The organism is Clostridioides sp. ES-W-0016-02 (assembly GCF_020641035.1).
Classification (GTDB): Bacteria; Bacillota; Clostridia; order Peptostreptococcales; family Peptostreptococcaceae; genus Clostridioides.
The window spans coordinates 3,814,702-3,838,286 of the sequence record NZ_CP061361.1 but is presented as its reverse complement, the minus strand read 5'-3'; the positions used below and the strand labels follow the sequence as shown (position 1 = coordinate 3,838,286).

The 23,585-nt window shown below is 30.4% G+C and carries 20 protein-coding genes and 1 pseudogene; 19 read left to right on the top strand and 2 right to left on the bottom strand.

Annotated elements, in window-relative coordinates:
- The first annotated feature begins 160 nt into the window (after positions 1–160).
- The 5 genes and pseudogenes from IC758_RS17745 (at position 161) to IC758_RS17720 (ending at position 5,672) form a co-directional block, all read left to right on the top strand.
- Complete coding sequence (locus tag IC758_RS17745; protein ID WP_227435695.1) at positions 161–1,237, top strand: glycosyltransferase; 1,077 nt, start codon at positions 161–163, stop codon at positions 1,235–1,237.
- A gap of 78 nt (positions 1,238–1,315) precedes the next feature.
- A pseudogene (locus IC758_RS17735) lies at positions 1,316–3,364 on the top strand (exosporium glycoprotein BclB-related protein).
- Positions 3,365–3,509: 145 nt separating this feature from the next.
- On the top strand, positions 3,510–4,271 hold the full coding sequence (locus IC758_RS17730; protein ID WP_227435699.1) for an epoxyqueuosine reductase: 762 nt from the start codon (positions 3,510–3,512) through the stop codon (positions 4,269–4,271).
- A gap of 263 nt (positions 4,272–4,534) precedes the next feature.
- On the top strand, positions 4,535–4,813 hold the full coding sequence (locus tag IC758_RS17725; protein ID WP_227435701.1) for a CD3324 family protein: 279 nt from the start codon (positions 4,535–4,537) through the stop codon (positions 4,811–4,813).
- A 295-nt stretch (positions 4,814–5,108) separates the two neighbouring features.
- Entirely contained in the window at positions 5,109–5,672 is a 564-nt protein-coding gene (locus tag IC758_RS17720) for a DUF1062 domain-containing protein (RefSeq protein WP_227435703.1), read from the top strand.
- Positions 5,673–5,952: 280 nt separating this feature from the next.
- On the opposite strand, the gene IC758_RS17715 is transcribed toward IC758_RS17720, so the two are convergent.
- A complete protein-coding gene (locus IC758_RS17715; RefSeq protein ID WP_227860647.1) occupies positions 5,953–6,582 on the bottom strand; it encodes a DUF3786 domain-containing protein in 630 nt (209 codons plus the stop codon).
- Between the two features lie 318 nt (positions 6,583–6,900).
- On the opposite strand from IC758_RS17715, the gene IC758_RS17710 reads away from it, so the two are divergent.
- The 8 genes from IC758_RS17710 (at position 6,901) to IC758_RS17675 (ending at position 14,778) form a co-directional block, all read left to right on the top strand.
- A complete protein-coding gene (locus IC758_RS17710) occupies positions 6,901–7,560 on the top strand; it encodes a response regulator transcription factor (protein WP_227481835.1) in 660 nt (219 codons plus the stop codon).
- A gap of 204 nt (positions 7,561–7,764) precedes the next feature.
- A complete protein-coding gene (locus tag IC758_RS17705) occupies positions 7,765–8,823 on the top strand; it encodes a lysylphosphatidylglycerol synthase transmembrane domain-containing protein (RefSeq protein ID WP_227435711.1) in 1,059 nt (352 codons plus the stop codon).
- Positions 8,824–9,067: 244 nt separating this feature from the next.
- Complete coding sequence (fdhF, locus tag IC758_RS17700; protein WP_227481836.1) at positions 9,068–11,212, top strand: formate dehydrogenase subunit alpha; 2,145 nt, start codon at positions 9,068–9,070, stop codon at positions 11,210–11,212.
- 47 nt (positions 11,213–11,259) lie between these two features.
- Entirely contained in the window at positions 11,260–12,093 is an 834-nt protein-coding gene (gene fdhD, locus IC758_RS17695) for a formate dehydrogenase accessory sulfurtransferase FdhD (protein WP_227855655.1), read from the top strand.
- Positions 12,094–12,104: 11 nt separating this feature from the next.
- Positions 12,105–12,278, top strand: coding sequence for a hypothetical protein (locus tag IC758_RS17690; protein ID WP_227435728.1), 174 nt, complete (start codon positions 12,105–12,107; stop codon positions 12,276–12,278).
- A 36-nt stretch (positions 12,279–12,314) separates the two neighbouring features.
- Positions 12,315–12,866: a 4Fe-4S dicluster domain-containing protein gene (locus IC758_RS17685; RefSeq protein WP_227435731.1), complete on the top strand. Its 552-nt coding sequence runs from the start codon at positions 12,315–12,317 to the stop codon at positions 12,864–12,866.
- A 20-nt stretch (positions 12,867–12,886) separates the two neighbouring features.
- On the top strand, positions 12,887–14,263 hold the full coding sequence (locus IC758_RS17680; RefSeq protein WP_227855654.1) for a [FeFe] hydrogenase, group A: 1,377 nt from the start codon (positions 12,887–12,889) through the stop codon (positions 14,261–14,263).
- On the top strand, positions 14,263–14,778 hold the full coding sequence (locus tag IC758_RS17675; RefSeq protein WP_227435736.1) for a 4Fe-4S dicluster domain-containing protein: 516 nt from the start codon (positions 14,263–14,265) through the stop codon (positions 14,776–14,778). The genes IC758_RS17680 and IC758_RS17675 overlap by 1 nt, the downstream gene beginning before the upstream one ends.
- Positions 14,779–14,861: 83 nt before the next feature.
- On the opposite strand, the gene IC758_RS17670 is transcribed toward IC758_RS17675, so the two are convergent.
- A complete protein-coding gene (locus IC758_RS17670; RefSeq protein ID WP_227435738.1) occupies positions 14,862–16,145 on the bottom strand; it encodes a conjugated bile salt MFS transporter in 1,284 nt (427 codons plus the stop codon).
- A 193-nt stretch (positions 16,146–16,338) separates the two neighbouring features.
- On the opposite strand from IC758_RS17670, the gene IC758_RS17665 reads away from it, so the two are divergent.
- The 6 genes from IC758_RS17665 (at position 16,339) to tig (ending at position 23,475) form a co-directional block, all read left to right on the top strand.
- Positions 16,339–16,761: a DUF3783 domain-containing protein gene (locus IC758_RS17665; protein WP_227481839.1), complete on the top strand. Its 423-nt coding sequence runs from the start codon at positions 16,339–16,341 to the stop codon at positions 16,759–16,761.
- 107 nt (positions 16,762–16,868) lie between these two features.
- A complete protein-coding gene (locus tag IC758_RS17660) occupies positions 16,869–17,807 on the top strand; it encodes a phosphoglycerate dehydrogenase (protein ID WP_227435742.1) in 939 nt (312 codons plus the stop codon).
- A gap of 186 nt (positions 17,808–17,993) precedes the next feature.
- Positions 17,994–20,018, top strand: coding sequence for an NAD-dependent DNA ligase LigA (gene ligA / locus IC758_RS17655; RefSeq protein ID WP_227860646.1), 2,025 nt, complete (start codon positions 17,994–17,996; stop codon positions 20,016–20,018).
- Positions 20,019–20,175: 157 nt separating this feature from the next.
- Complete coding sequence (rph, locus tag IC758_RS17650) at positions 20,176–21,525, top strand: ribonuclease PH (RefSeq protein ID WP_227481841.1); 1,350 nt, start codon at positions 20,176–20,178, stop codon at positions 21,523–21,525.
- Positions 21,525–21,995: a metallophosphoesterase family protein gene (locus IC758_RS17645; protein ID WP_227435747.1), complete on the top strand. Its 471-nt coding sequence runs from the start codon at positions 21,525–21,527 to the stop codon at positions 21,993–21,995. Before rph ends, IC758_RS17645 begins: the two co-directional genes overlap by 1 nt.
- Before the next feature lie 193 nt (positions 21,996–22,188).
- On the top strand, positions 22,189–23,475 hold the full coding sequence (gene tig, locus IC758_RS17640; protein WP_227481842.1) for a trigger factor: 1,287 nt from the start codon (positions 22,189–22,191) through the stop codon (positions 23,473–23,475).
- Positions 23,476–23,585: the final 110 nt, after the last annotated feature.

Below are 23,585 nucleotides of genomic sequence, written 5' to 3'. Positions count from 1 at the left end.
TATGAATTAAATAAAAATGAACTATAAACATATATGATAAATAAACTTACCTACTAATTTTTTGTCGTTAAAAATTTTCCATATTTCAATAACAAAATAAGAGTAAATACCATATATTACTTATGTCTGTAATATATAAAAGACAAAGGAGTTGTACATTATGATTACAATAAGTTTGTGCATGATTGTTAAAAATGAAGAAGAAGTTATAGGCAGATGTTTAGAGTGTGTAAAGGATCTAGTAGATGAAATTATAGTTGTAGATACTGGTTCCACAGATTCCACAAAAGAAATAGTTTCAAAATATACAGACATGGTGTACGATTTCGAATGGATAGATGACTTCTCTGCTGCGAGAAATTTTTCATTTTCTAAAGCTTCTAAAGACTATATAATGTGGCTTGATGCAGATGACATAATTTTAGAAGAGGATAGAAAAGAACTATCAAAAGTTAAAGAAAATTTAGATACTTCTATTGATATGGTCATGGCAAAATACAATGTATCATTTGATGAAAACGGAAAACCAACTTTATCATATTATAGAGAACGCTTATTTAAGAGAAGTTCTAATTATAAATGGGTTGACCCTATTCATGAAGTAATACCTCTTGTTGGAGAAATATTTTATTCTGACATTGCAATATCACATAAAAAACTTCATAGACAGGACCCTTTAAGAAATCTCAGAATTTTTGAAAAAATGATTTCAGAAGGTAGGATATTGGAGCCAAGACATCAGTTTTATTACTCAAGAGAATTGTATTATAATGCAAGATATAAAGATGCTATAGAAGGTTTTACTAAGTTTTTAGACTCTTCAAAAGGGTGGATTGAGGATTGTATAAGTGCTTGCAGAGATTTAGCCACATGTTATTACTTAATTAATGATGAAAAAAGTGCCTTATATTCTTTATTTAGAAGCTTTGAATTTGATGAGCCAAGAGCAGAAGTTTGCTGTGATATAGGAAAGCACTTGTTTGATAGACAAAGATATAAAGAAGCTATTTTTTGGTATAAAGTAGCATTAACTAGAGATAAAAATGACATTAATGGAGGATTTAAGTCAAATGATTGTTATGGATACTTACCATATATACAATTAAGTGTATGCTATGACAAACTAGGAGAAATGGATAAAGCGATATCTTATCATGAAAAAGCAAAAGAAATCAAACCTAACGATAGTGCTATTTTGTACAATGAAAATTATTTTAGTAAATATAAAAGTTATTGATAAGTCACAATAATACTAATTTTGACATATTATATAGAGAGCATGAAAGCTCAAATATATTAGGAGGTGCTTTAAGTAATGAGTAGAAATAAATATTTTGGCCCATTTGATGGTAATAACCATGATAACAACTATGATGATTGCAATAGCAGTTGTGATAGTTGTAATAGTTGTGACTGTCATCATGGTTGCCCACCATCATGTATAGGTCCAACCGGACCAATGGGTCCAAGAGGTAGAACAGGTCCAACAGGCCCAACAGGTCCAACTGGACCAATGGGTCCAACAGGCCCAACAGGAAACACAGGAGTAACAGGAAACACAGGAGCAACAGGGTTAATAGGTCCAACAGGTCCAACAGGGTCAGTAGGTCCAACAGGAGCGACAGGAGCAACAGGATTTGGAGTAACAGGCCCAACAGGTCCAACGGGAGCAACAGGAAATACAGGAGCAGATGGAGTAACAGGCCCAACAGGTCCAACAGGAGTAACAGGAGCAAATGGAATAACAGGTCCAACAGGGATAACAGGAGCAACAGGATTTGGAGTAACAGGCCCAACAGGTCCAACAGGAGCAACAGGAGCAGGAATAACAGGAGCAACAGGTTTAATATATCCAACAACAGGAGCAACAGGGACACCTGGAGCAACAGGTCCAACAGGAGTAACAGGAGCAACAGGAGCAGATGGATTGGCAGGTCCAACAGGGTCAACAGGAGGAGCAACAGGAACACCTGGAGCGACAGGAGTAACAGGTCAACAGGAGCAACAGGAGATACAGGAGCAGATGGACTGGCAGGTCCAACAGGAGCAACAGGAGCAACAGGAGCAGATGGACTGGCAGGTCCAACAGATTCAACAGGAGCAACAGGAGTAGGAATAACAGGAGCAACAGGTTTAATAGGTCCAACAGGAGCAACAGGAACACCTGGAGCGACAGGTCCAACATACCAAACAGGAGCAACAGGAGCAAATGGATTGATATACCAACAGGAGCAACAGGAAATACAGGGGCAGATGGAGCAACAGGTATCCAACAGGGAGCAACAGGAGATACAGGAGCAAATGGATTAGTAGGTCCAACATAGGTCAACAGGAGCAGCAGGAGCAGATGGAGCAACAGATCCCAACAGGTCCAACAGGAGCAACAGGGGTAGGAATAACAGGAGTGACAGGAGCAACAGGAGCAACAGGCCCAACAGGAGCAGATGGATTAGTATATCCAACAGGAGCAACAGGAAACACAGGAGCAGATGGAGTACCAGGTCCAACAGGTCCAACAGGAGCAACAGGAAATACAGGAGCAGATGGAGCAACAGGCCCAACAGGAGCAACAGGAAATACAGGGGCAGATGGATTGGTAGGTCCAACAGGAGCAACAGGAAATACAGGAGCAGCTGGAGCAACAGGAGTAACAGGCCCAACAGGAGCAACAGGAAATACAGGAGCAGATGGAGCAACAGGACCAACAGGAGCAACAGGAAATACAGGAGCAGATGGAGCAACAGGACCAACAGGAGCAACAGGAAATACAGGAGCAGATGGAGCAACAGGAGTAACAGGTCCAACAGGAGCAACAGGTCCAACAGGGGCAACAGGAATACCAGGAGCTAGTGCTATAATACCTTTTGCATCAGGTATACCACTAGCACTTACAACTATAGCTGGTGGATTAGTGGGCACACCAGGATTTGTAGGTTTTGGAAGTTCAGCTCCAGGCCTAAGTATAGTTGGTGGAGTAATAGACCTTACAAATGCAGCAGGAACATTGACTAACTTTGCATTTTCAATGCCAAGAGCTGGAACAATAACATCTATTTCAGCATATTTTAGTACAACAGCAGCGCTTTCACTTATTGGTTCAACAGTCACAATTACAGCTACACTTTATGAATCAACTGCACCAAACAACTCATTTACAGCTGTACCAGGAGCAACAGTTACACTGGCTCCACCACTTACAGGTATATTATCACTTGGTTCAGTTTCTAATGGAATTGTAACAGGATTAAATATATCAGTAACAGCACAAACTCGATTCTTACTAGTATTTACAGCGACAGCGTCAGGACTTTCATTAGTTAATACTGTAGCAGGATATGCAAGTGCAGGAATTTCGATTAACTAAATTATATAATTAAAAAAAGGCTTCTAGTATCTGATTGATATTAGAAGCTTTTTTATATTAATTGATGAGCAGAATATAGCATACTATTATATAATATAAAATAATAGTATTAAATTAGAAAGAGATACTTTTTTGGGGGGATATTATGAAAAATAGAATTGAAAAATTAATGAATAACTTTGTAAAAGATTATTATAATTCAAATGATGTGACTCAAAAGTGGCAAGAGCTTTTATTTGCCTATGCTTCTGCTGAAGATGAAATGTTTTATCAGTTAAAAAATATTGTAGGAACATCTCATGCTATGCCAAAAGATTTTTTAAAAGATGGTAAGACTATAATTACATATTTTATACCCTTTGATAAAAACATAAATAATAGTAATATTGGAGGGCTCGAATGTTCAGAAAGTTGGGCAAGAGCTTATATAGAAACTAATAAATTGATTTCCGATTTAAATAATTTTTTATGTGAAGAGCTAGGCAACATGGGATTTGACTCCTATGCTATTCCTGGGTCATATAATTTTGATAATGATAAATTGATTAGTGATTGGTCACAAAGACATGTAGCATTCATAGCAGGTCTTGGAACTTTTGGTCTAAACAATATGCTTATTACAGAAAAAGGATGTTGTGGAAGGATAGGAAGTATAATCACAAGCTTAAAGTTAGAACCAACTAAAAGACCAGAAAAGGAATACTGCTTGTATAAACATAATAATAGTTGTAAAAAGTGTGTAAGTAAATGTGTGAAAGAAGCTTTAAAAGAAGATGGGTTTGATAGAAATAAGTGTTATGAAATGTGTATGATAAATGAGAAAAAATATTCTTATATAGGTGGATGTGATATCTGTGGAAAATGTATAGTTGGAGTTCCATGTTCAGTAATAAACCCATCAATGTAAAAGTTTTTTTTTAATTAACAATTCTAATTTGATATATAATAAACTACAAATATAAATAAAAAATAAAGAAATTATGTTGATTGACAACTATTTGTGCTATTGATAGACTTATATGTATCGCTGTGATATAAGGAGGGGTGAGACTTTATGCTTGATTTAATCTTTATTTTTGCATAGCAAGGGCTATTGCAACTATAAAATTTAATATACAGATAGCCCTTTGCTATTCCTAATAAAAAATTACTGTTTAATAGGAGAGCAAAATGAGCTATAAAAAAGCAATACATATATTACCAGAAGAATTACTTGAATTGATACAAGAATATGTGGATGGAGAATGTATTTATATTCCCAGAAAATCAAACAATAAAAGAGAATGGGGAAGTAATACATCTACTCGTGAAGATTTAACAATTAGAAATATGCAAATTTATGAAGATTATCAAGTTGGTCATGATTTGCAGTATTTATCAGAAAAATATTATCTGTCTTTGAAGAGTATTCAAAGAATTATATTACAAGAAAAAAGAAAAGATATTTAAATGTAAGCCAGTATAGTTCTATAACTATACTGGCTTATTTTCTTTTGTTAAAAATGTTTAAGGTATAGTTTTTTTTTAGTGGATGCTATAATTTAATTAATTTCAGAAGCTTATATAATAAGAAAATTCAGCAGTAGTGTCGATATTAAGAGAAAATAATTTATTATATAAGTGTGTAATTGAAATTTAAATTTATTAAAAATTAGGAGGTACTGTTTTGAAAAAAATGCTTGATTATATTCCACCTTTTCACGACTTTCTATTTTAGCAATATTATAGAAAGGAAAATGTATTTATGCAAAAAATTACTTGGGAGATTGAGTATAAATCCCAATTGCCAGTAATTAGGTACTGTAAAAAATGTGGGAAAAAGACTGAATACATTTGTTCAGATTTATTTAGAGTGAATGCCCAACATAAGTATTTAGATATTTGGTTAATATATAAATGCTCAAATTGTGATTCAACATGGAATTCAACCATATATTCTCGTATTAATCCAAAAAACTTAAATCCAGAGATATTAGAACAATTTTATACGAATGATTATAATCTTGTTAAACAATATGCTATGAATGTTGAGTTTTTACATAGAAATGGGGCGAAAGTTGGCATCCCAGAATATAAAATAGTAGGTCAAGATATTTGTATTGATGACTCTACACAAATTCGTATTGCAAGTAAGTATCCATGTCAATTAAAGGTATCCACGTTATTACGTGAGAAGCTTGGCATATCTAGAAAGGTCTTTGAAGACATGTTAGACTGTGGGATGATAAAAAGTATATCTGGAGTTGACCTAAGGAGAAGTAAGTTAAATTATGAGATTGTGTTACAAATTGGAAAGAGTAAACAATAATATTTAAATCGGTTAGACCAGCCAGTTTAACATGTTTTATGTAACATCATTTTAAATAAGTATAGCAGCTTTAAAAAATACAAAGAAGCTATACTTATTTGTGTATAATAACATTATCTTTTTTCTAGATTTTCTAATATCTCATAGTAGTGTGTTGTAGCTAGTGTACTTGGCTTACCTTATCTGATAAATATTGATTTTCTACGTTCATTTCTTAATTCCATTTCATATTAGATTCTGACTAAATTTATCAAGAATTCTACTACAATAGTATCAATGTTTATAATTGATTTACTTTATTCAAAATTGCATCTATAGCTGTGTCAGGAACAACTGCTAAGTCTTCTGCATTAAAATAATAAATTATATTAGAGTCAAATAATATATTTGAATTTGGTGGAAATTCATCATCTCCAAACCAAAGTATAAATATCATAGAAGTATTACCTATGTATGTAAACTTATAAGCTAGGTCACCCATCTTTACTTTTTCAGCTCCAATATTCTCCATGACCAGTTTATATTTATCTATTTTAGATGTAAAGATTTCTGAAAGTCTTGCTAGAGTTCTATTTAGAAAGTTAGGATAATAGACATTGCCTCCAGGAACTTCTTTAAAAGTTATATATTTATTTGTAAGAGGTATACCTTTAGAATTACACAAATACCTAAGCATTAGAATCTTAAGTTCGAAATTTTTACAGAGCCTTCCATTGCTATTCCAAACTTCTCCACTCGGATAATCAACTATATACTGTCTACCAAAAAAATCAATAGTAAATTTGCTTGAATCACTATTAAAGTCAATATTACTTAAATTACTAATTGTATGAGGGTCTAATTCTTTGAGTTTTTTTCGTGCATAATCAAATGGAACATTATAATTACTTGTTTTGATATTTTTATCCATAATATTTTCCTCCGATTTAAAGACCTATGTATATATTTATAAAAAGTTTTCTTATTATTGATTTTATTATATATCCAGAATATTACAATATTAAATTAATAAATAAATTTTGCTATTTAAAGGAATCTATGTAAAATAAATATTAAGTGTTTAAAATATAAATTTTTTATGTTTGAAGTGTTAAAATGATTCTGCTATAAAATATTAATTAATTGCTTTAAGTTATAATATAATAGTATGAGATTTTATATAAATTTATAAAGATATAACTAAATATATAAATTAAGGTGTCATTAAATATGTAATGGAGGTGTTAGTATGTCTAAGATACTAGTAGTAGATGATGAATTAGATATGTTAAAGTTAATTGAAAATATATTAAAAAGAGATGGGCATGAAGTAAAGGTAATTAGTGATGTAGAAAACATTTTTGATATTGATTATAATCCTTTTAATCTAATAATATTAGATGTAATGATGCCCAAAATGGATGGTTTTGAAGTATGTAAAATTATAAGAAATAAGGTTGATTGTCCAATATTGTTTTTGACAGCTAAAAATATGGAAAGTGATGTTATGTATGGTCTTGGTATAGGGGCAGATGATTATATTACAAAGCCTTTTGGTGTAGGTGAGTTAAGAGCCAGAATAAATGCTCATTTGAGAAGAGAAAATAGAGAGAAAAAAAATTCATTAACTATATCAAATGTTCAATTTAATTTTTTGGGAAAAGAAATTTCTGTTGATAATAATAAGATAAATTTTACTAAGAGTGAGTACCTAATATGTGAATTTCTAGCAAAAAATAAGGGACAAGTCTTTTCAAAAGAAAGAATATATGAGCATATATATGGATTTGATGGAGAAAGTGATATAAGTGTTATTACAGAACACATAAAAAATATACGAAGCAAGTTGAAATCTTATGATATTTATACAATAGAGACTGTATGGGGGATAGGATATAAGTGGATATAATAAAGTATTACTCAGTGCAAATACATTATATATCTACAAAATGTTTGTAAAATATTAATCTATATATTAAAATTTAATTTATAGATTAATATTTTTTGTAAATTACAAAATTGTAAGGTATTTTGTTATAAAATATTAATATTAGTAGTGTATACTAATAATATGGTGTTTAATATAAATCTTGAGCAAAGGATGGTTTTTCTAATGGATAAACTAAAAAATATTAGAAAGAGTCTACTACAGTATACATTTTTATTTTTATTAATAGGTATAACAATTTACTTGGTATTTAAAACATTAGATATTAAGATGTTATCAAATGTTATAACTATGGTAGATAAAAAGTTTTTATTTGTAGGGGCTTTGGCAATAATGTCTCACATAATGCTTGAAGGATTAGTAATGAAGATAATTATAGAAAGTACTCACAAAGTCAATATTAGATTTATTGGTTTCAAGCTAGCCATTATGGGATTTTATTATAATCTAATAACTCCATTTGCTTCAGGAAGCCAACCAGTACAAATATATGTACTTAAAAAATGCAAAATGCCACTTAGTAAAGCAAGTGCAGTTGTTACAAATAAGTCTATTATTTTTCAAATAGTAGTTACTGTTTATTGCACAATATTAGTATTAATGAATCTAGCTATGCTAGAAAAACAAATGAAAGTAATCATGCCCTTAGTGTTTCTAGGAATAGCAATTAATTCATTTGTTTTAATTATGATAATTTTAGTTATTTTAAATCCTCAAAAAATAAAATATTTTATGAGAGTTTCAGTAAAATATTTATCAAAATTTAAGTTTTTAAGATTCCTAGAGAGTAAAGTAGACTCTATAGAAAATTTTATAGATGATTATAGTAAAGCAATAAGTTTTTTTGCTAAAAATAAAAAAGTATTGATTTTAACTATTATAGTGACTTTTATTCAATTAAGTGCTTACTTTAGTGTATCATTTTGGATATATAAAGCATTTAATTTACAAGGTTATAGTTATATTTATATATTAACACTACAAGCTTTTTTATATATGGCAATATCTCCAATACCAACACCTGGTAATGTAGGAGCTAATGAATTAGCATTTTTCACTATATTTAAATCAGTATTTCCTCAACCTCTAATGGGTTATGCAGTATTTTTATATGGTGGATTTATGTACTATTTGATTCTGATTGGAAGTGGTATCTTTACTGTAATCACTCACTATAGAATGAAAAATAGAATTGGTAGAAATGCCATTTTAAGTGAAAATTAGATAAATCTAAATAAGCATATAGTAAAAAATATGTCATAAGAACTATAATATTTTAATTAGGCGATTAAAATATAAGGATTGTTATGACATATTTTTTTTAAAATTTAAAAGGAATTGTGAGAAAATTGTTGAATTTAATAGATAATATTGCAAAATATTTGTAAATTTTGCATATTATAAAAGTACTTTATTATCTTTAAGGTAAATTTTACTCATCAGGGGATAAATCTAAGGGGGGAAATGTATGGAGAAGAAAATTTTAACAGTTTGTCCATACTGTGGAGCTGGATGCCAATTATATCTAGTAGTAAAAGATAACAAGATATTAAAAGCGGAGCCAGCTGATGGTAGAACAAATCAAGGAAGTTTATGTTTAAAAGGTCGTTATGGATGGGATTTTCTAAATGACCCTAAAATTTTAACACCTAGGCTAAAAAAACCAATGATAAGAAAACAAGGTGTGTTAGAAGAGGTTGAATGGGATGAAGCTATAAGTTATACAGCTTCAAGATTAAACGAAATTAAAGAAAAATATGGTCCTGATTCTATTATGGGAACAGGCTCTGCAAGAGGGCCTGGTAATGAAGCAAATTATATAATGCAAAAATTTATGAGAGCTACAATAGGAACTAATAATGTTGACCATTGTGCTCGTGTCTGACATGCACCATCTGTAGCCGGTCTGGCTTACTCATTAGGTAGTGGTGCAATGTCTAATTCTATACCAGAAATAGAAAACGCAGATGTTTTATTCATATTTGGATATAATGGAGCAGATTCACATCCAATAGTTGCAAATAGAATAATTAAAGCTAAGAAAAATGGAGCTAAGTTAATTGTTACTGACCCTAGATTAACTGAGTCTGCAAGAATTGCTGATATACATCTACCTATAAAGGGTGGAACAAATATGGTTTTAGTAAATGCTTTTGGAAACGTTTTAATAGAAGAAGGTCTTTACAATAAAGACTTTGTTCAAAACCATACACAAGGATTTGATGAGTACAAAGAAATTGTTAAACCATATACAGCTAAATATGCTGAGAAGCTGACAGGAATTCCAGAAGAACTTATAAGAAGAGCTATGAGAGAATATGCAAAAGGTAAGAAGGCAATGATACTTTATGGAATGGGTGTCTGCCAATTTGGTCAAGCTGTTGATGTAGTTAAAGGGCTTGCATCAATTGCTCTACTTACAGGTAATTTTGGTAGAGAAAGCGTTGGAATAGGACCTGTACGTGGACAAAATAATGTTCAAGGAGCTTGTGATATGGGGGCTCTTCCTAATGTATATCCTGGTTATCAAAATGTAACTGATGATAAGATAAGAGAAAAATTTGAAAATGCTTGGGGAGTAAAGTTATCTCCTAATAATGGATATAGTTTAACTCAAGTTCCAAATTTAGTGTTAAAAGAGAAGAAGCTTAAAGCTTATTATATATTTGGGGAAGACCCAGTACAAAGTGACCCAGATGCATCAGAAGTTAGAGAAGCTTTAGATGAGTTAGAGTTTGTTGTTGTTCAAGATATATTTATGAATAAGACAGCACTTCATGCTGATGTTATACTTCCAGCTACTTCTTGGGGCGAACATGATGGAGTATATACATGTGCAGATAGAGGATTCCAATTGATGAGAAAAGCTATAGAGCCACAAGGAGATGTAAAACCAGACTGGCAAATTATAAGTGAAATTTCTACAGCAATGGGATATCCTATGAACTACAAAAATACTAGAGAAATATGGGATGAACTTAGAGCATTATGTCCAAATTTCTTAGGTGCTACTTATGAAAAAATAGAGGCCCAAGGTTCTGTTCAATGGCCTTGTAAGAGTGAAAGTATGGAAGACAAAGGAACTATGTATCTATATGAAGGACAAAAATTCTCTACTCCTAATGGAAGAGGTAATTTATTTGCTGCAGAATGGAGACCTCCTATGGAAGTTGAAGATGATGAGTATCCATTTAGTTTATGTACTGTGAGAGAAGTTGGTCACTATTCAGTAAGAACTATGACTGGTAACTGTAGAACACTTAGCTCATTAGAAGATGAGCCTGGTCGTGTTCAAATAAATTGTAATGATGCAGATAGATTAGGAATTGAAGATGATGAACTAGTTAGAATTAGTTCAAGAAGAGGAAGTGTAATAACAAGAGCAACAGTAACTGACAGAGTTAAAGAAGGAGCAACATATATGACTTATCAGTGGTGGGTTGGAGCTTGTAATGAGCTTACAATAGCAAACTTAGACCCTATATCTAAAACACCAGAATACAAATATTGTGCTGTTAAACTTGAAAAACTTGATGACCAAGAGTTAGCAGAGAAATGTGTAAGAGAAGAATATCAAAGTCTTAAAGATAAAATGACTGCCACAAATGTTTAGTAGTTATTAGATTAAAGATTTATAAAAAGCGGAAGGGCAAATATCTTATGGAGAATATATACTCAAAAACTAAGTCCCAAGAAAATAGTAAAGGTGAAGTTTTTGAAAACAGTTATAGTTTAGTAGATTATGAATACATGAATTCTTTTAAATTAGAAATAAGCAAAATAAATGAACATGATTTATCAAATGAATATGAAGAAATAATTGCAGAATATCCACTTAGCTTTATTTTAAATGATAAATACATAAATACATTTTTATGTACACCATATAATTTAAAAGAGCTTGTAGTTGGTTTTTTGAGAACAAAGGGATATATAGAAAATAAAAAAGACATATTAGATATAGAAATAAATGATAAGGAACGTGTTACAAAAGTAACTATTCAAGAGAGACATAAGGATGAAGAGGAACAAATTATATTTTTAAACTCACTAGACTATATAAGTTGTGCTCCTGTAGAGAGTAATATAAAAATAAATTATGATGCGATTTACAGTATAATGGATAAAAACTTAAATTCGTCAGAATTATTTAAAAATACAGGTGGAGTACATAGTGTATCCATATTTGATAATGATAAAAAAATAGTGACCTGTGAAGATGTAGCAAGGCATAACGCAATGGATAAAGCAATAGGGTTTTGTGTTTTAAATGAAATATCACTAAAAGATAAAACTGTAGTTGTAAGTGGGAGAATATCTTTAGAGATGATGCTAAAGGCAGCTATGACTCAAATTCCTATTGTAATATCAAAATCAGCACCAACTAATTTATCAATAGAGCTTTCTAAAAAATTAAATATAACTCTTATTGGATTTGTAAGAGGAAGACGAATGAATATCTATGCAAATTCACAGAGAGTTATCAAAAAGTGAGACTGAAGCGTATGTATGCTAATAAAGAAGAAAAAAAATATTCAAGATGTGAAGTGTGTGGAGTAGTAATTGATGATACTGACAAAGTATATGCCAATAAATATAATTTGTGTAAAAAATGCAAGCGAAATATAAGTATTGAAAAAACACTAAAATATATAAATATATATAATAAAAATAACTAGGGACTTAGAAATATACAAATTGAAAGGTGGGATAATATGAATAATAAAATAGGCTCTTTTGTAATAGCAGACCCAAGTAAATGTACAGGTTGCAGATCTTGTGAAGTAGCTTGTTTTACAATGCATAACCAACATAATAATGTAGGATATACGGTTGGGACAGTTGACATACCAGTTATACCTAGACTCTATTTAGTAAAAGGTGATACTTTCTGTATGCCAATACAATGTAGACATTGCGAAGATGCTCCTTGTCTAAATTCATGTCCACAAAAAGCTATAAACAAAGAGAACAATGTCATGTTTGTTAATGAAGAAAAGTGTATAGGGTGTAAAACTTGTCTCCTAGCATGTCCTTTTGGAGCTATAGATTTACTTCCACAATATAAAGATGGTAAAGAAGTAGAACAAGTAATTTTGGAAGAAAATAAAAAAATAGCGTATAAGTGCGATTTATGTAAAGACAATGAAAAAATAGCTTGTATAAGCGCATGTCCTCAAGATGCATTAAAACTTGTTACTCCAATAGATGACAAAAAAGCTAAGAATAGACAAGCTGCACTTAGTTTATTGTTGACAAATAAATAAAGGATAAAGGGGTGACGTTTATGATAATAAATATAGATAAAGATTTATGTACTGGATGCAGAGAATGTTCAAAGGTATGTCCAGTAAATGCTATTGAGGGGGAAGAAGGAAAACCACAAGAGATAAACCTAGATAGATGTGTTATGTGTGGTCAATGTGTTCAAACTTGTAAATCGTATGCTTCAGTTATAGATGAAGGATTTGAGTTTTTGAAAGATAAAAAACAGGAACGAAAAATACCAGAATCAATAAATGAACCTATATTCGCAGCACATAATGTATGCGATGTAGATAGGGTAAAAAAAGCTTTAAGTGACCCAGATGTATTTACTATGGTTCAATGTGCACCAGCAGTTAGAGTAGCTTTGGGAGAGGATTTTGGATACTATCTAGGATATTTAGGTGCTGGAAAAATGGCAGCAGCGCTTAGAGCATTAAAATTTGATAGAGTTTATGATACTAATTTCGCAGCTGATTTAACTATAATGGAAGAAGGTAGTGAGTTAATTAAGAGGGTTACAGAAGGTGGAACTCTTCCAATGTTTACATCTTGTTGTCCAGCTTGGGTTAAATTTATGGAAAAAAATTATCCTAAGTTAACTAATCACTTATCTTCTTGTAAATCACCTCAACAGATGGGTGGCGCAATATTTAAGACATATGGCGCAGAAATAAATAATGTGGATGCATCTAAAATATTTAGTGTTTCTATAATGCCGTGTACATGTAAAAAGTATGAATGTGATAGAGAAGAGATGGATTCTAGTGGATATAGAGATGTAGATGTAGTGTTAACTACTAGAGAACTAGCTTACCTAATAAAAGACATGGGAATTGATTTTAAAAATTTAAGAGAAGAAAAGTTTGACAGCCCTTTAGGTAGTTACAGTGGAGCTGGAACTATATTTGGTGTTACTGGTGGAGTTATGGAAGCAGCTATAAGAACAGGTTATGAGCTTATAACTGGAGAAAGCATACCTAATGTAGAAGTAAAACAAGTACGAGGAGAAAGTGGTTTTAGAAAATCAACTATTAAGGTAGGAGATTTAGACTTAAGAGTTGGTGTAGTAAGTGGACTGCAAAATGTAATACCAGTACTTGAAGATTTAGAAAAAGGAAAGTTGGATATAGATTTTATAGAGGTTATGACTTGTCCTGTTGGATGTGTAAGTGGTGGAGGTCAGCCAAAAGTTTTACTAGAAGAGTATAAAGAATTAGCCTATGAAAATAGAACAAAAGCAACATATGTGCATGATGAACACTTGGCAATTAGAAAATCTCATGAAAATTCTGACATTAAAAAATTATATGATGAATATCTAGTGGAGCCATTAGGAGAAAAATCTCATCATTTATTACACACTACATACTGTATAGGAAAGGAAGTGGCTAAGTAATGAATTATTTTGTTATAGCAGACCCTGATAAGTGCATAGGATGTAGAACTTGTATGATAGGATGTGTGGTTGCACATTCAGATGAAGATATTTTTTACAAAAGTCCAGACGAGATAAACTTTAATCCAAAACTTTCTGTCATAAAAACAAAGGAAGTTAGTGCTCCAATACAATGTAGACATTGTGAGGATGCTCCTTGTGCAAAGGCCTGTCCAAATGGTGGTATAGTTAGGGTGGGTAATACAATAAAAATAAATGAAGAAAATTGTATAGGATGTAAGACTTGTATGCTGGCATGTCCTATAGGAGCAATAGATATAGTTACACTAAAAGATATAGACAAAGGAAAGCTTTGCTTTAGAGAAAGAATGACAGCAAACAAATGTGATTTTTGCATAGATTCACCAGAAGGACCAGCATGTGTAAATGTATGTCCAACAAAAGCATTTACTATAGTTAAAGATGAGGATATAGATAATACTGTTAAAAATAAAAGAAAGTTAGCTATATTATAATATAATTAATAAAAAGATGGAGTTCTAGTTGTTATTAGAGTCTCCATCTTTTTTGTATAATTTTTATAGGGATTAAGAATTAATTATTGTGCCAATTTATCTAACCTTTTCTTATTTAACTTTGTCATTCCCATAGAAGCTGTGATAAGTAAAGCATAGGCAACTATAACTGATAAAATTATAATAGACCAAGAGAATTTATAGCCAAAATTATCAACGAGTAATCCAAATAATGTTGAACCAAGTGCAAATCCAATTGCAAAAATTAACTGAACAATTCCAAAAATACTGCCAAACTCCTTTTGACCAAAAAAAGCACCAGTTAAATAAGCAGGTCCTATCATATAAGCAAATACAGAAAGACCCTTTAAAATAGCAAATACAAATGCAAGATTAGAAGATTTATCGACAAATAGTAATGATAAAGTAGCTATAAGTACAAATATAAAAGATATAATCAGTGGTTTTATTTGACCAAATTTATCAAACAATAATCCTCCAAATAAATTACCAATAAGAGCAAATAATGCAAAAGTGGAACCTACTGTTCCTATTAAAATTGGATTTATATAATTTCTAAGGTAGGTCGGATATTGTACAGATAATGATGAAACATATATACCTACAAAAGCAAATCCAATTGTCATAATCCAAAAATATTTATTCTTTTTAGCCTCTTTTAACGTATAACCCCATACTGAAGGGGATATTTTATTAGGTGTTTCATCATTTTTTATTTTAGAGTTTATTTTCTCATTAGTATCTTTAGGCATTTTAAGCATAAATAATGTCACAGGTATACCAACTATTAGTGCTACAATTCCAAATGTTAGATAAGAACGGCTATATCCTTGAGATGCTAATGAACGAACTACAAGTTGTTGTAGAAATATACTACCAATAGAGCCACCAGCAAAAGCAAAGCCCATAGCTTTTCCTTTACTTTTTTCATCAAACCAAGCACTTATTAAAATTGGTATTCCTATCGCAGATATAATTGTAGCTCCAATTTGTACAATGCATGATACTGTATAAAATTGCCATAGTTCAGTACATATAGAAAATGTAGCAAAACCAATGCTAGAAATTATACAGCCTAATAAATATAATATCTTAACATTGACCTTGGAAAATAATTTACCTATAAATGGTGAAGCAATTGCTGAAGCAATAGTACCAAAAGTAAATATTAGAGAAAAAGATGCTAATCTAAAACCTTCTCCTTCTACAACATAACTTATAAACTGAGGCTGTATACTTGCTACAATACTAAATGGTATAGCTTGTATCAACATGCAACCAAGTACTATAATCCAAGCAGATGAAAAGTTTTTAATGCTAAAATTTTTGTTTAGTAGTGTCTTCATGGTATGATATCTCTCCTTTAGATTATAATTTGTAAATATTAATCTAATTATTCTAAATTTATATATTAGTTTTGGATAGATGAATTAGTTGTATGTAATTTGGGGTATTAATATAAAAATTATCTGTAAAAATTGATTATTTTAAATAGATAGGGTAAATTAAAATATATAGATAAATGAAAGGATGGATAAAATGTCATTTGAAAAAATAAATAATAATAATCTAGATAAAATACACAGCAGGAAATGTATTATGTTTGTAAATTTTAATCAAAAAGAATTATCATTAATTAAAAATGTTAGTAATTTTGCTGGAATAAGAGACCATATCATTTTAAGTGATAAAAATGGTGAAAACATAGTAAGAGATATTTTGGATGGGAATATATCAAGTGAATGTGATAATGGAATTAAAAGTAAGTCTGTAATATTTAATAATATTTCCAGCACACAAGTAAATGCATTTTTAGAAGGATTGAAAAAAGTAAGAATAAATAGACCTTTTACAGCAATGGTAACAGAGACATCTATTGATTGGACATTAAATAATTTAATAGAAAATTTAGTTCAAGAACGCAATGCTATGTCTTCAGGAAAAACAATTGAGCATAAGTAAATTAGTTTTTAGAACCATCTTCTAATAAATTTAACTAATATGTGTTAAGTATCATATTATACTGTAAGATATAAAAATCTTAATATAAGTGGATGGAGGAAAGTAAAATGAAAGTATTATTTACAATAAATTATGGAGAAGAAAAATTTAAAAAAATAAATGAATTAGGATATGATGTTATACATTATTCTGAAGATAGTATAGAAAATAATGAAGATGTAAACACTGCAGATGTGCTAGTTACATATAATCCTTTTGACAGACTAGATATTTCCAAAATGGAAAATTTAAAATATATACAAACAACAAGTGTAGGTATAGACCAAATACCAAAAGAAGATGTGTTAAAAAGAGATATCAAAATAGCTAACAATAGAGGCGGGTATAGTATACCTATTGGTGAAAGCATTGTTATGTATATTTTAGAAATTTATAAAAATAGTGCAAAATTTTTTAAACAACAGAAAAATAAAGAATGGAAAATGGATTTTTCTGTATCAGAATTATATGGTCAAAGGGTTGGATTTCTTGGAACAGGAACTATATCATCAGAAGCAGCTAAAAGGTTAAAGGCCTTTGGTGTAGAAATATGGGGAGTCAATACTGATGGAAGTAATAAAAAATACTTTGACAAGTGTTTTTCTACTGAAGATATGGATGTTGTATTTAAGGAATGTGACATAATAGTCGTAGCAATGCCTTCTACAAAGAGTACAGACGGAATAGTAAATAAAGATATGTTTAATCTTATGAAAGAAGGTTCTGTATTTATTAATGTAGGTAGAGGAAACACCATTAATCAGAAAGATTTAGAAGATTGTGTAGAGAAGTTTAGAGGTGTAGCGTTAGATGTATTTGAAAGTGAGCCTTTAAGTAAAGATAATAAACTATGGGAGCTTGAAAATGTTATAGTAACTCCTCATAACTCTTGGGTGTCTGATAAAAATAAAGAGAGAACATTTAATATGGTCTATAATAATTTAAAACATTATATAATAGAAAATAAACCTGTAGATAATGTTGTAGATATATCAAAAGGTTATTAAATATATAAAAATTCTAATGAAAATAAAAAACTCTTATTGGTATTGTTAGAGATACTATAAGAGTTTTTTTTGTAATAAATTTAAAGTCAAAAAAGTGATATACTAAAAAATATATAAATAGGAAATAATTAATTATAGGGAAATTTTAAAATGATTCAATTTAAAAAATATGAAGAGGTGCTAAGAGTGAGCGTTAAAAATGAAATTAATAAACTTATAGAACAAATAAACTATCATAATGAAAGGTATTATAACCAAGATAGCCCAGAAATATCGGACTACGAATATGACAAGCTAATGAAAGAACTAATATCTTTGGAAGAACAAAATCCAGAACTAAAGAGAGTTGATTCTCCAACAAATAGAGTAGGAGGTAAGCCATTAGATAAATTTAATCAAATTGTACATAAAACTCCTATGCTAAGTTTATCAAATGCTTTTTCAGAACAAGATTTGAGAGATTTTGATAAGAGAGTTCAAGATTATGTGGGAGACAATGTTGAATACGTTGTTGAATTTAAAATAGATGGGCTTTCAGTAGGTCTTACCTATGATAATGGAGCGTTTGAAAAAGGAGCAACTAGAGGTGATGGGATTGTGGGAGAAGATATTTCTCAAAATTTAATGACGGTCAAAAGCATACCTCTTAAAATAGATGAAAAAAAAGAGTTAATAGTTAGAGGAGAAGTCTATATATCAAAAGATAACTTTAGAAAAGTGAATGAACAACAAGAAGAACAGGAACAACCACTATTTGCTAATCCAAGAAATCTTGCAGCAGGTTCATTAAGACAATTAGACTCAAAATTAACTGCAAAGAGACCACTAGATATATTTGTATTCAATATGGAAAATATAGAAGATTATGACTTAAAAAGTCACAGCGAATCCTTAGAATATTTAGAAAAGCTAGGCTTTTCAGTAAGTCAAAATTATAAAGTTTGTAAAAATATAGATGAAGTTATCGAACATATTGAACATTGGACAGAAAATAGAGGTAATTTAGAATACGAGATAGATGGAATGGTAATAAAAGTAAATAATATAAAACAAAGGGAAGAGATGGGATATACGGCAAAGAGCCCAAGATGGGCAATTGCATATAAATTTCCAGCAGAAAAGAAAAAAACTAAAATAGTAGATATAATAGTAGAAGTTGGAAGAACTGGTACAATAACACCATCAGCAGTACTTGGACCAATTAGACTTGCTGGTACTACTGTAAGTAGAGCAACACTTCATAATGAAGACTATATAAAAGAGAAGGACATAAAAATAAATGATACAGTATTGGTTCAAAAAGCAGGAGATATAATACCTCAAGTTTTAGAAGTTATAAAAGAAGCTCGTACTGGGGAGGAAGTAGATTTTAAAATGCCAGAAAAATGCCCTGTTTGTTCAGAACCAACAGTAAGATTAGAAGGAGAAGCTGCTGTAAAGTGTATAAATATGTCTTGTCCAGCTCAAATAAGAAGGGGAATTATACATTTTGTATCAAGAGACGCGATGAATATAGATGGTTTAGGAGAATCTATAATTACATTGTTGCTAAATGAAAAAATAATTCAAGATGTGTCTGATTTATATTATATAAAACAGGAAGATGTAGTTGATTTAGAAAGAATGGGTGAAAAATCTGCTGATAATTTAATAAATTCAATAGAAAAGTCAAAAGAAAATGATTTATGGAGACTTATAAATGGTTTAGGAATTAAATTTATAGGCGTTAAGGCAGCTAAGATACTTGCTTCAAAATTTAAAGATTTAGATGATGTGATTTCTGCAACAATTGAGCAATTAGAAGATTTAGAGGAATTTGGGAGTATAATGGCAAATAGTGTTGTTGAGTTTTTTAAGGAAGATAAAAATATAAATGTCATAGAAAAACTAAAAAGTGTAGGAGTAAATACAAAATCATTAGAAAATACAGGTGAAACAGTAGAAAGAATATTTGAAGGAATGAAAATAGTATTGACTGGTACACTTCCTACATTAAAAAGAAATGATGCAAAAGATATGATAGAAAAAAGAGGTGGAAAAGCTACATCTAGTGTAAGTAAATCGACAACTTTTGTTTTAGCTGGAGAAGAAGCTGGCTCTAAACTTACAAAAGCAAATGATTTAGGAATTAAAGTTATAGATGAAGAGAGATTTTTAGAATTATTAACTTTATTATCGAAAGATGAAGTAAAAGCTGTATTAGAGGGCTAAAAAGTCACTTAATTTAGTAGAAAACTACTATAATTAATGATAGAATAGTTCAGTAAGCTATCGAATTATGAAAAATGACATTATATGAGATTAATAAAATTAAAACTTATAAAAATAAATTTATAAAATATATAAGGATTAGGAAAGGATATAAAAAATGACCAGAAGTTATGATAGAACTAATGAACAGATAAGACCTGTAAAGATTACTAGAAATTATACAAAGTACGCAGAAGGTTCTGTTCTTATAGAAATGGGAGAGACAAAGGTTATATGTACTGCATCAGTGGAAGAAAAAGTACCTCCTTTTTTGAGAAATAGTGGTACTGGGTGGATAAATGCTGAATATTCAATGTTACCAAGGGCAACTCAACAGAGAAAAATAAGGGACGCATCTAGAGGAAAAATCGACGGAAGAACTCAAGAGATACAAAGGTTAATAGGAAGAGCGATAAGGTCTGTTATAGACTTAAATAAATTAGGAGAAAGAACTATTTGGGTAGATTGTGATGTGATTCAAGCTGATGGTGGAACTAGAACTGCATCTATAACTGGGGCGTTTGTAGCAGTTGCAGAAGCAATCTATAAATTATATAAAGCAAAAACATTAAAAGAAATGCCAATAACAAATTTTGTATCTGCAATTAGTGTCGGAATAGTAAATGAAACTCATATGCTAGATTTATGTTACGAAGAAGATTCTAAAGCACAAGTAGATATGAATATAATAATGACTGATAAGTGTGAGTTTGTAGAAGTACAGGGGACTGGTGAAGAGAAACCTTTTTCAAGAAAAGATTTAAATTTATTGTTAGAGTTAGGAGAAAAAGGGAATAAAGAACTAATAAGGCATCAAAGGGATGTTTTAGGTGAAATAGCAGATGATATATTAGGTATGGATTATGGCAATGAAGTTGTTATTGCTACTAATAATGCTCATAAGTTAGAAGAAATAGGTGCAATCTTAAAGGACTTTGAATATACTGTATATTCTCTAAAAGATGTTGATTTAGCAGGTATAGAAATAATAGAGGATGGAAAAACCTTTGAGCATAATGCATTGATAAAAGCTAGAACAATAGCTAGAAAAACTAAACTTATAGCTATAGCAGATGATTCTGGTTTAGAGGTAGATGCATTAGGCAAAAAACCAGGTGTTTATTCAGCTAGATATGCAGGAGAGCATGCTACAGATGAAGAAAATAGAGAAAAGCTATTAAAAGCCATGCAAAATGTGCCAATGAGTAAAAGAAATGCAAGATTTGTCTCTGCAATAGCAGTAGTTTTTCCAGATGGAAAAGAATTTGTAGTAAGAGGAATTTGTGAAGGAATGATAGGCTTTGAAGAAAAGGGCAAAAATGGCTTTGGATATGATAGCTTGTTTATAGTAAAGGGATATAATAAAACTTTTGGTGAAATACCTAGTGTTATAAAAAATTCAATCAGCCACAGAGCAAATGGACTAAAGATTATGAAACAAGAGTTTATGAAAAGGGTAGTGAAGTAATGAGAATAGGCATAATAAGTGATACACATATGATGATTAAAAATATGGAAAAGACAATACCATATTTAGAAGAATGTGACTTAATAATTCATGCAGGAGACAACTTTACAGACTCAAGATATCTTCATAATATGACTAAAGTGGGAATTATTGCAGTTAAAGGAAATTGTGATTTTGATGCTATAGAAGAAGAACTTGTCTTTGAAGTAGCAAATAAGACTATATTTTTATGCCATGGTGATAAGTATGGTGTAAAATATGGAACACAAATGTTAGAAAATAAAGCTACTGAAGTTAATGCCGACATAGTTATATTCGGTCATACTCATACTCCATTTAGAGAAATTAAAAATGGTGTGCTTTACATAAATCCTGGAAGTACTTCACTTCCAAGAGGAGTATCGTATAAGAGTTTTGTAATTATGGAGATAGAAGAAGATGATATAAATATAGAGGAAATACGCATATAAAGGTGTATTTATCTAAAAAAATAGCAAAAAACACTCAAAAAATTAAATTTTATCAAATAAGTACAACGATATTAATGGAACACTTGTAAATAAAAAAACTTATGTGATATAATTAAGTGGTTGAATTATAAATAGAATGAATTATGATACCATTATCGGGTATTACATAAATATCACTAGGAGGATTAGAAGGATGAAAGCAGAACTAATTAAAAAAGAGGGTAATAAAGTTACTTTAAAAATAACAGTAGATAACAATAAATTTGAAGCAGCAGTAAATAAGGCTTATAATAAAAGCAAAAGCAAATATAATATACCTGGATTCAGAAAAGGTAAAGCTCCAAGAATTGTTATAGAAACTCAATATGGAAAAGGTATCTTCTATAATGATGCTATAGAAGTGTTATTCCCAGAAGTTTATCCAGAAGCTATCAAGGAATTAGATATAGATCCAATAGACAATCCAGATTTAGATATAGAAGAAATAAGCAAAGACAATGGATTAGTTATGGTTCTTAATGTTGAAGTTAAACCAGAGTTTGAATTAGGAAACTATAAGGGTATAGAAGTAGCTAAGGTTGAGAATACTGTAAGTGATGAAAATGTTGAAGCTAAATTACAAGAAATGGTTGAAAAAAATGCTAGATTAGTAAGTGTTGAAGACAAAGCTTTAGAAGATGGAGATACAGCTATAATAGACTTTGAAGGTTTTGATAATGGTGTAGCTTTTGATGGTGGTAAAGGTGAAAATTATAACTTAGTTATAGGTTCAAACACATTTATACCAGGATTTGAAGAGCAATTAGTAGGTAAAAAAGCTGGTGAAGAAGTTGAAGTTAATGTTACTTTCCCAGAAGAATACCACTCAGAAGATTTAGCTGGAAAGCCAGTTGTATTTAATGTAAAAGTAAATGATGTAAAAGTAAAAGAATTATCTGTATTAGATGATGAATTTGCTAAAGATACTAGTGAATTTGATACTTTAGATGAATTAAAAGCAGATGTAAGAGCTAAATTAGAAGAAGAAGCTAAAAATAAAGCAGATGCAGAAATTAGAAATTCAGTAGTAGAAAAAGTTGCTGAAAATACAGAAATAGAAATACCAGAAGTTATGGTAGAACATCAAATAGATAATATGTTAAACGAACTTAATTACCAATTACAATATCAAGGATTTGGATTACAACAATTACTAGAGATGACTGGTAGAACTATGGAAGAATTAAGAGAAGAAAGAAAAGAAGATGCTAAAAAATTAGTTAAATCTTCTCTAGTATTGGAAGCAATAACTAAAGCTGAAGGAATTGAAGCAACAGAAGATGAATTTAAAGCTGAATTAGAAAAAATGGCTTCTGCTTACAATATGGAAGTAGAAAAAATAGAAACTACTTTAAGAGATGCTGATAAGGAAGATATAAAAGGACAAATAAAAATAAGAAAGACAATAGACTTATTAGTTGAAAGTGCAACAATAGCTTAATAAAATAACCGCTATAACTAATACAGTTGACGTTATAGAATGTTTAGTATATAATGTTGTGCAAATATAATTTAGTTAAATGCGTAAAATAATTTACAGTAGCTTAAAAA

What these genes read in the sequence shown, in the direction of transcription:
- IC758_RS17705 (WP_227435711.1), top strand. Translation starts at nt 7,765, where the DNA reads ATGGATAAACTAAAAAATATTAGAAAGAGTCTACTACAGTATACATTT.
- IC758_RS17660 (WP_227435742.1), top strand. Translation starts at nt 16,869, where the DNA reads ATGAAAGTATTATTTACAATAAATTATGGAGAAGAAAAATTTAAAAAA.
- tig (WP_227481842.1), top strand. Translation starts at nt 22,189, where the DNA reads ATGAAAGCAGAACTAATTAAAAAAGAGGGTAATAAAGTTACTTTAAAA.
- IC758_RS17665 (WP_227481839.1), top strand. Translation starts at nt 16,339, where the DNA reads ATGTCATTTGAAAAAATAAATAATAATAATCTAGATAAAATACACAGC.
- IC758_RS17685 (WP_227435731.1), top strand. Translation starts at nt 12,315, where the DNA reads ATGAATAATAAAATAGGCTCTTTTGTAATAGCAGACCCAAGTAAATGT.
- IC758_RS17730 (WP_227435699.1), top strand. Translation starts at nt 3,510, where the DNA reads ATGAAAAATAGAATTGAAAAATTAATGAATAACTTTGTAAAAGATTAT.
- fdhD (WP_227855655.1), top strand. Translation starts at nt 11,260, where the DNA reads ATGGAGAATATATACTCAAAAACTAAGTCCCAAGAAAATAGTAAAGGT.
- rph (WP_227481841.1), top strand. Translation starts at nt 20,176, where the DNA reads ATGACCAGAAGTTATGATAGAACTAATGAACAGATAAGACCTGTAAAG.
- IC758_RS17690 (WP_227435728.1), top strand. Translation starts at nt 12,105, where the DNA reads ATGTATGCTAATAAAGAAGAAAAAAAATATTCAAGATGTGAAGTGTGT.
- IC758_RS17670 (WP_227435738.1), bottom strand. Translation starts at nt 16,145, where the DNA reads ATGAAGACACTACTAAACAAAAATTTTAGCATTAAAAACTTTTCATCT.
- IC758_RS17675 (WP_227435736.1), top strand. Translation starts at nt 14,263, where the DNA reads ATGAATTATTTTGTTATAGCAGACCCTGATAAGTGCATAGGATGTAGA.
- IC758_RS17645 (WP_227435747.1), top strand. Translation starts at nt 21,525, where the DNA reads ATGAGAATAGGCATAATAAGTGATACACATATGATGATTAAAAATATG.
- IC758_RS17745 (WP_227435695.1), top strand. Translation starts at nt 161, where the DNA reads ATGATTACAATAAGTTTGTGCATGATTGTTAAAAATGAAGAAGAAGTT.
- IC758_RS17725 (WP_227435701.1), top strand. Translation starts at nt 4,535, where the DNA reads ATGAGCTATAAAAAAGCAATACATATATTACCAGAAGAATTACTTGAA.
- IC758_RS17680 (WP_227855654.1), top strand. Translation starts at nt 12,887, where the DNA reads ATGATAATAAATATAGATAAAGATTTATGTACTGGATGCAGAGAATGT.
- IC758_RS17710 (WP_227481835.1), top strand. Translation starts at nt 6,901, where the DNA reads ATGTCTAAGATACTAGTAGTAGATGATGAATTAGATATGTTAAAGTTA.
- IC758_RS17715 (WP_227860647.1), bottom strand. Translation starts at nt 6,582, where the DNA reads ATGGATAAAAATATCAAAACAAGTAATTATAATGTTCCATTTGATTAT.
- IC758_RS17720 (WP_227435703.1), top strand. Translation starts at nt 5,109, where the DNA reads ATGCAAAAAATTACTTGGGAGATTGAGTATAAATCCCAATTGCCAGTA.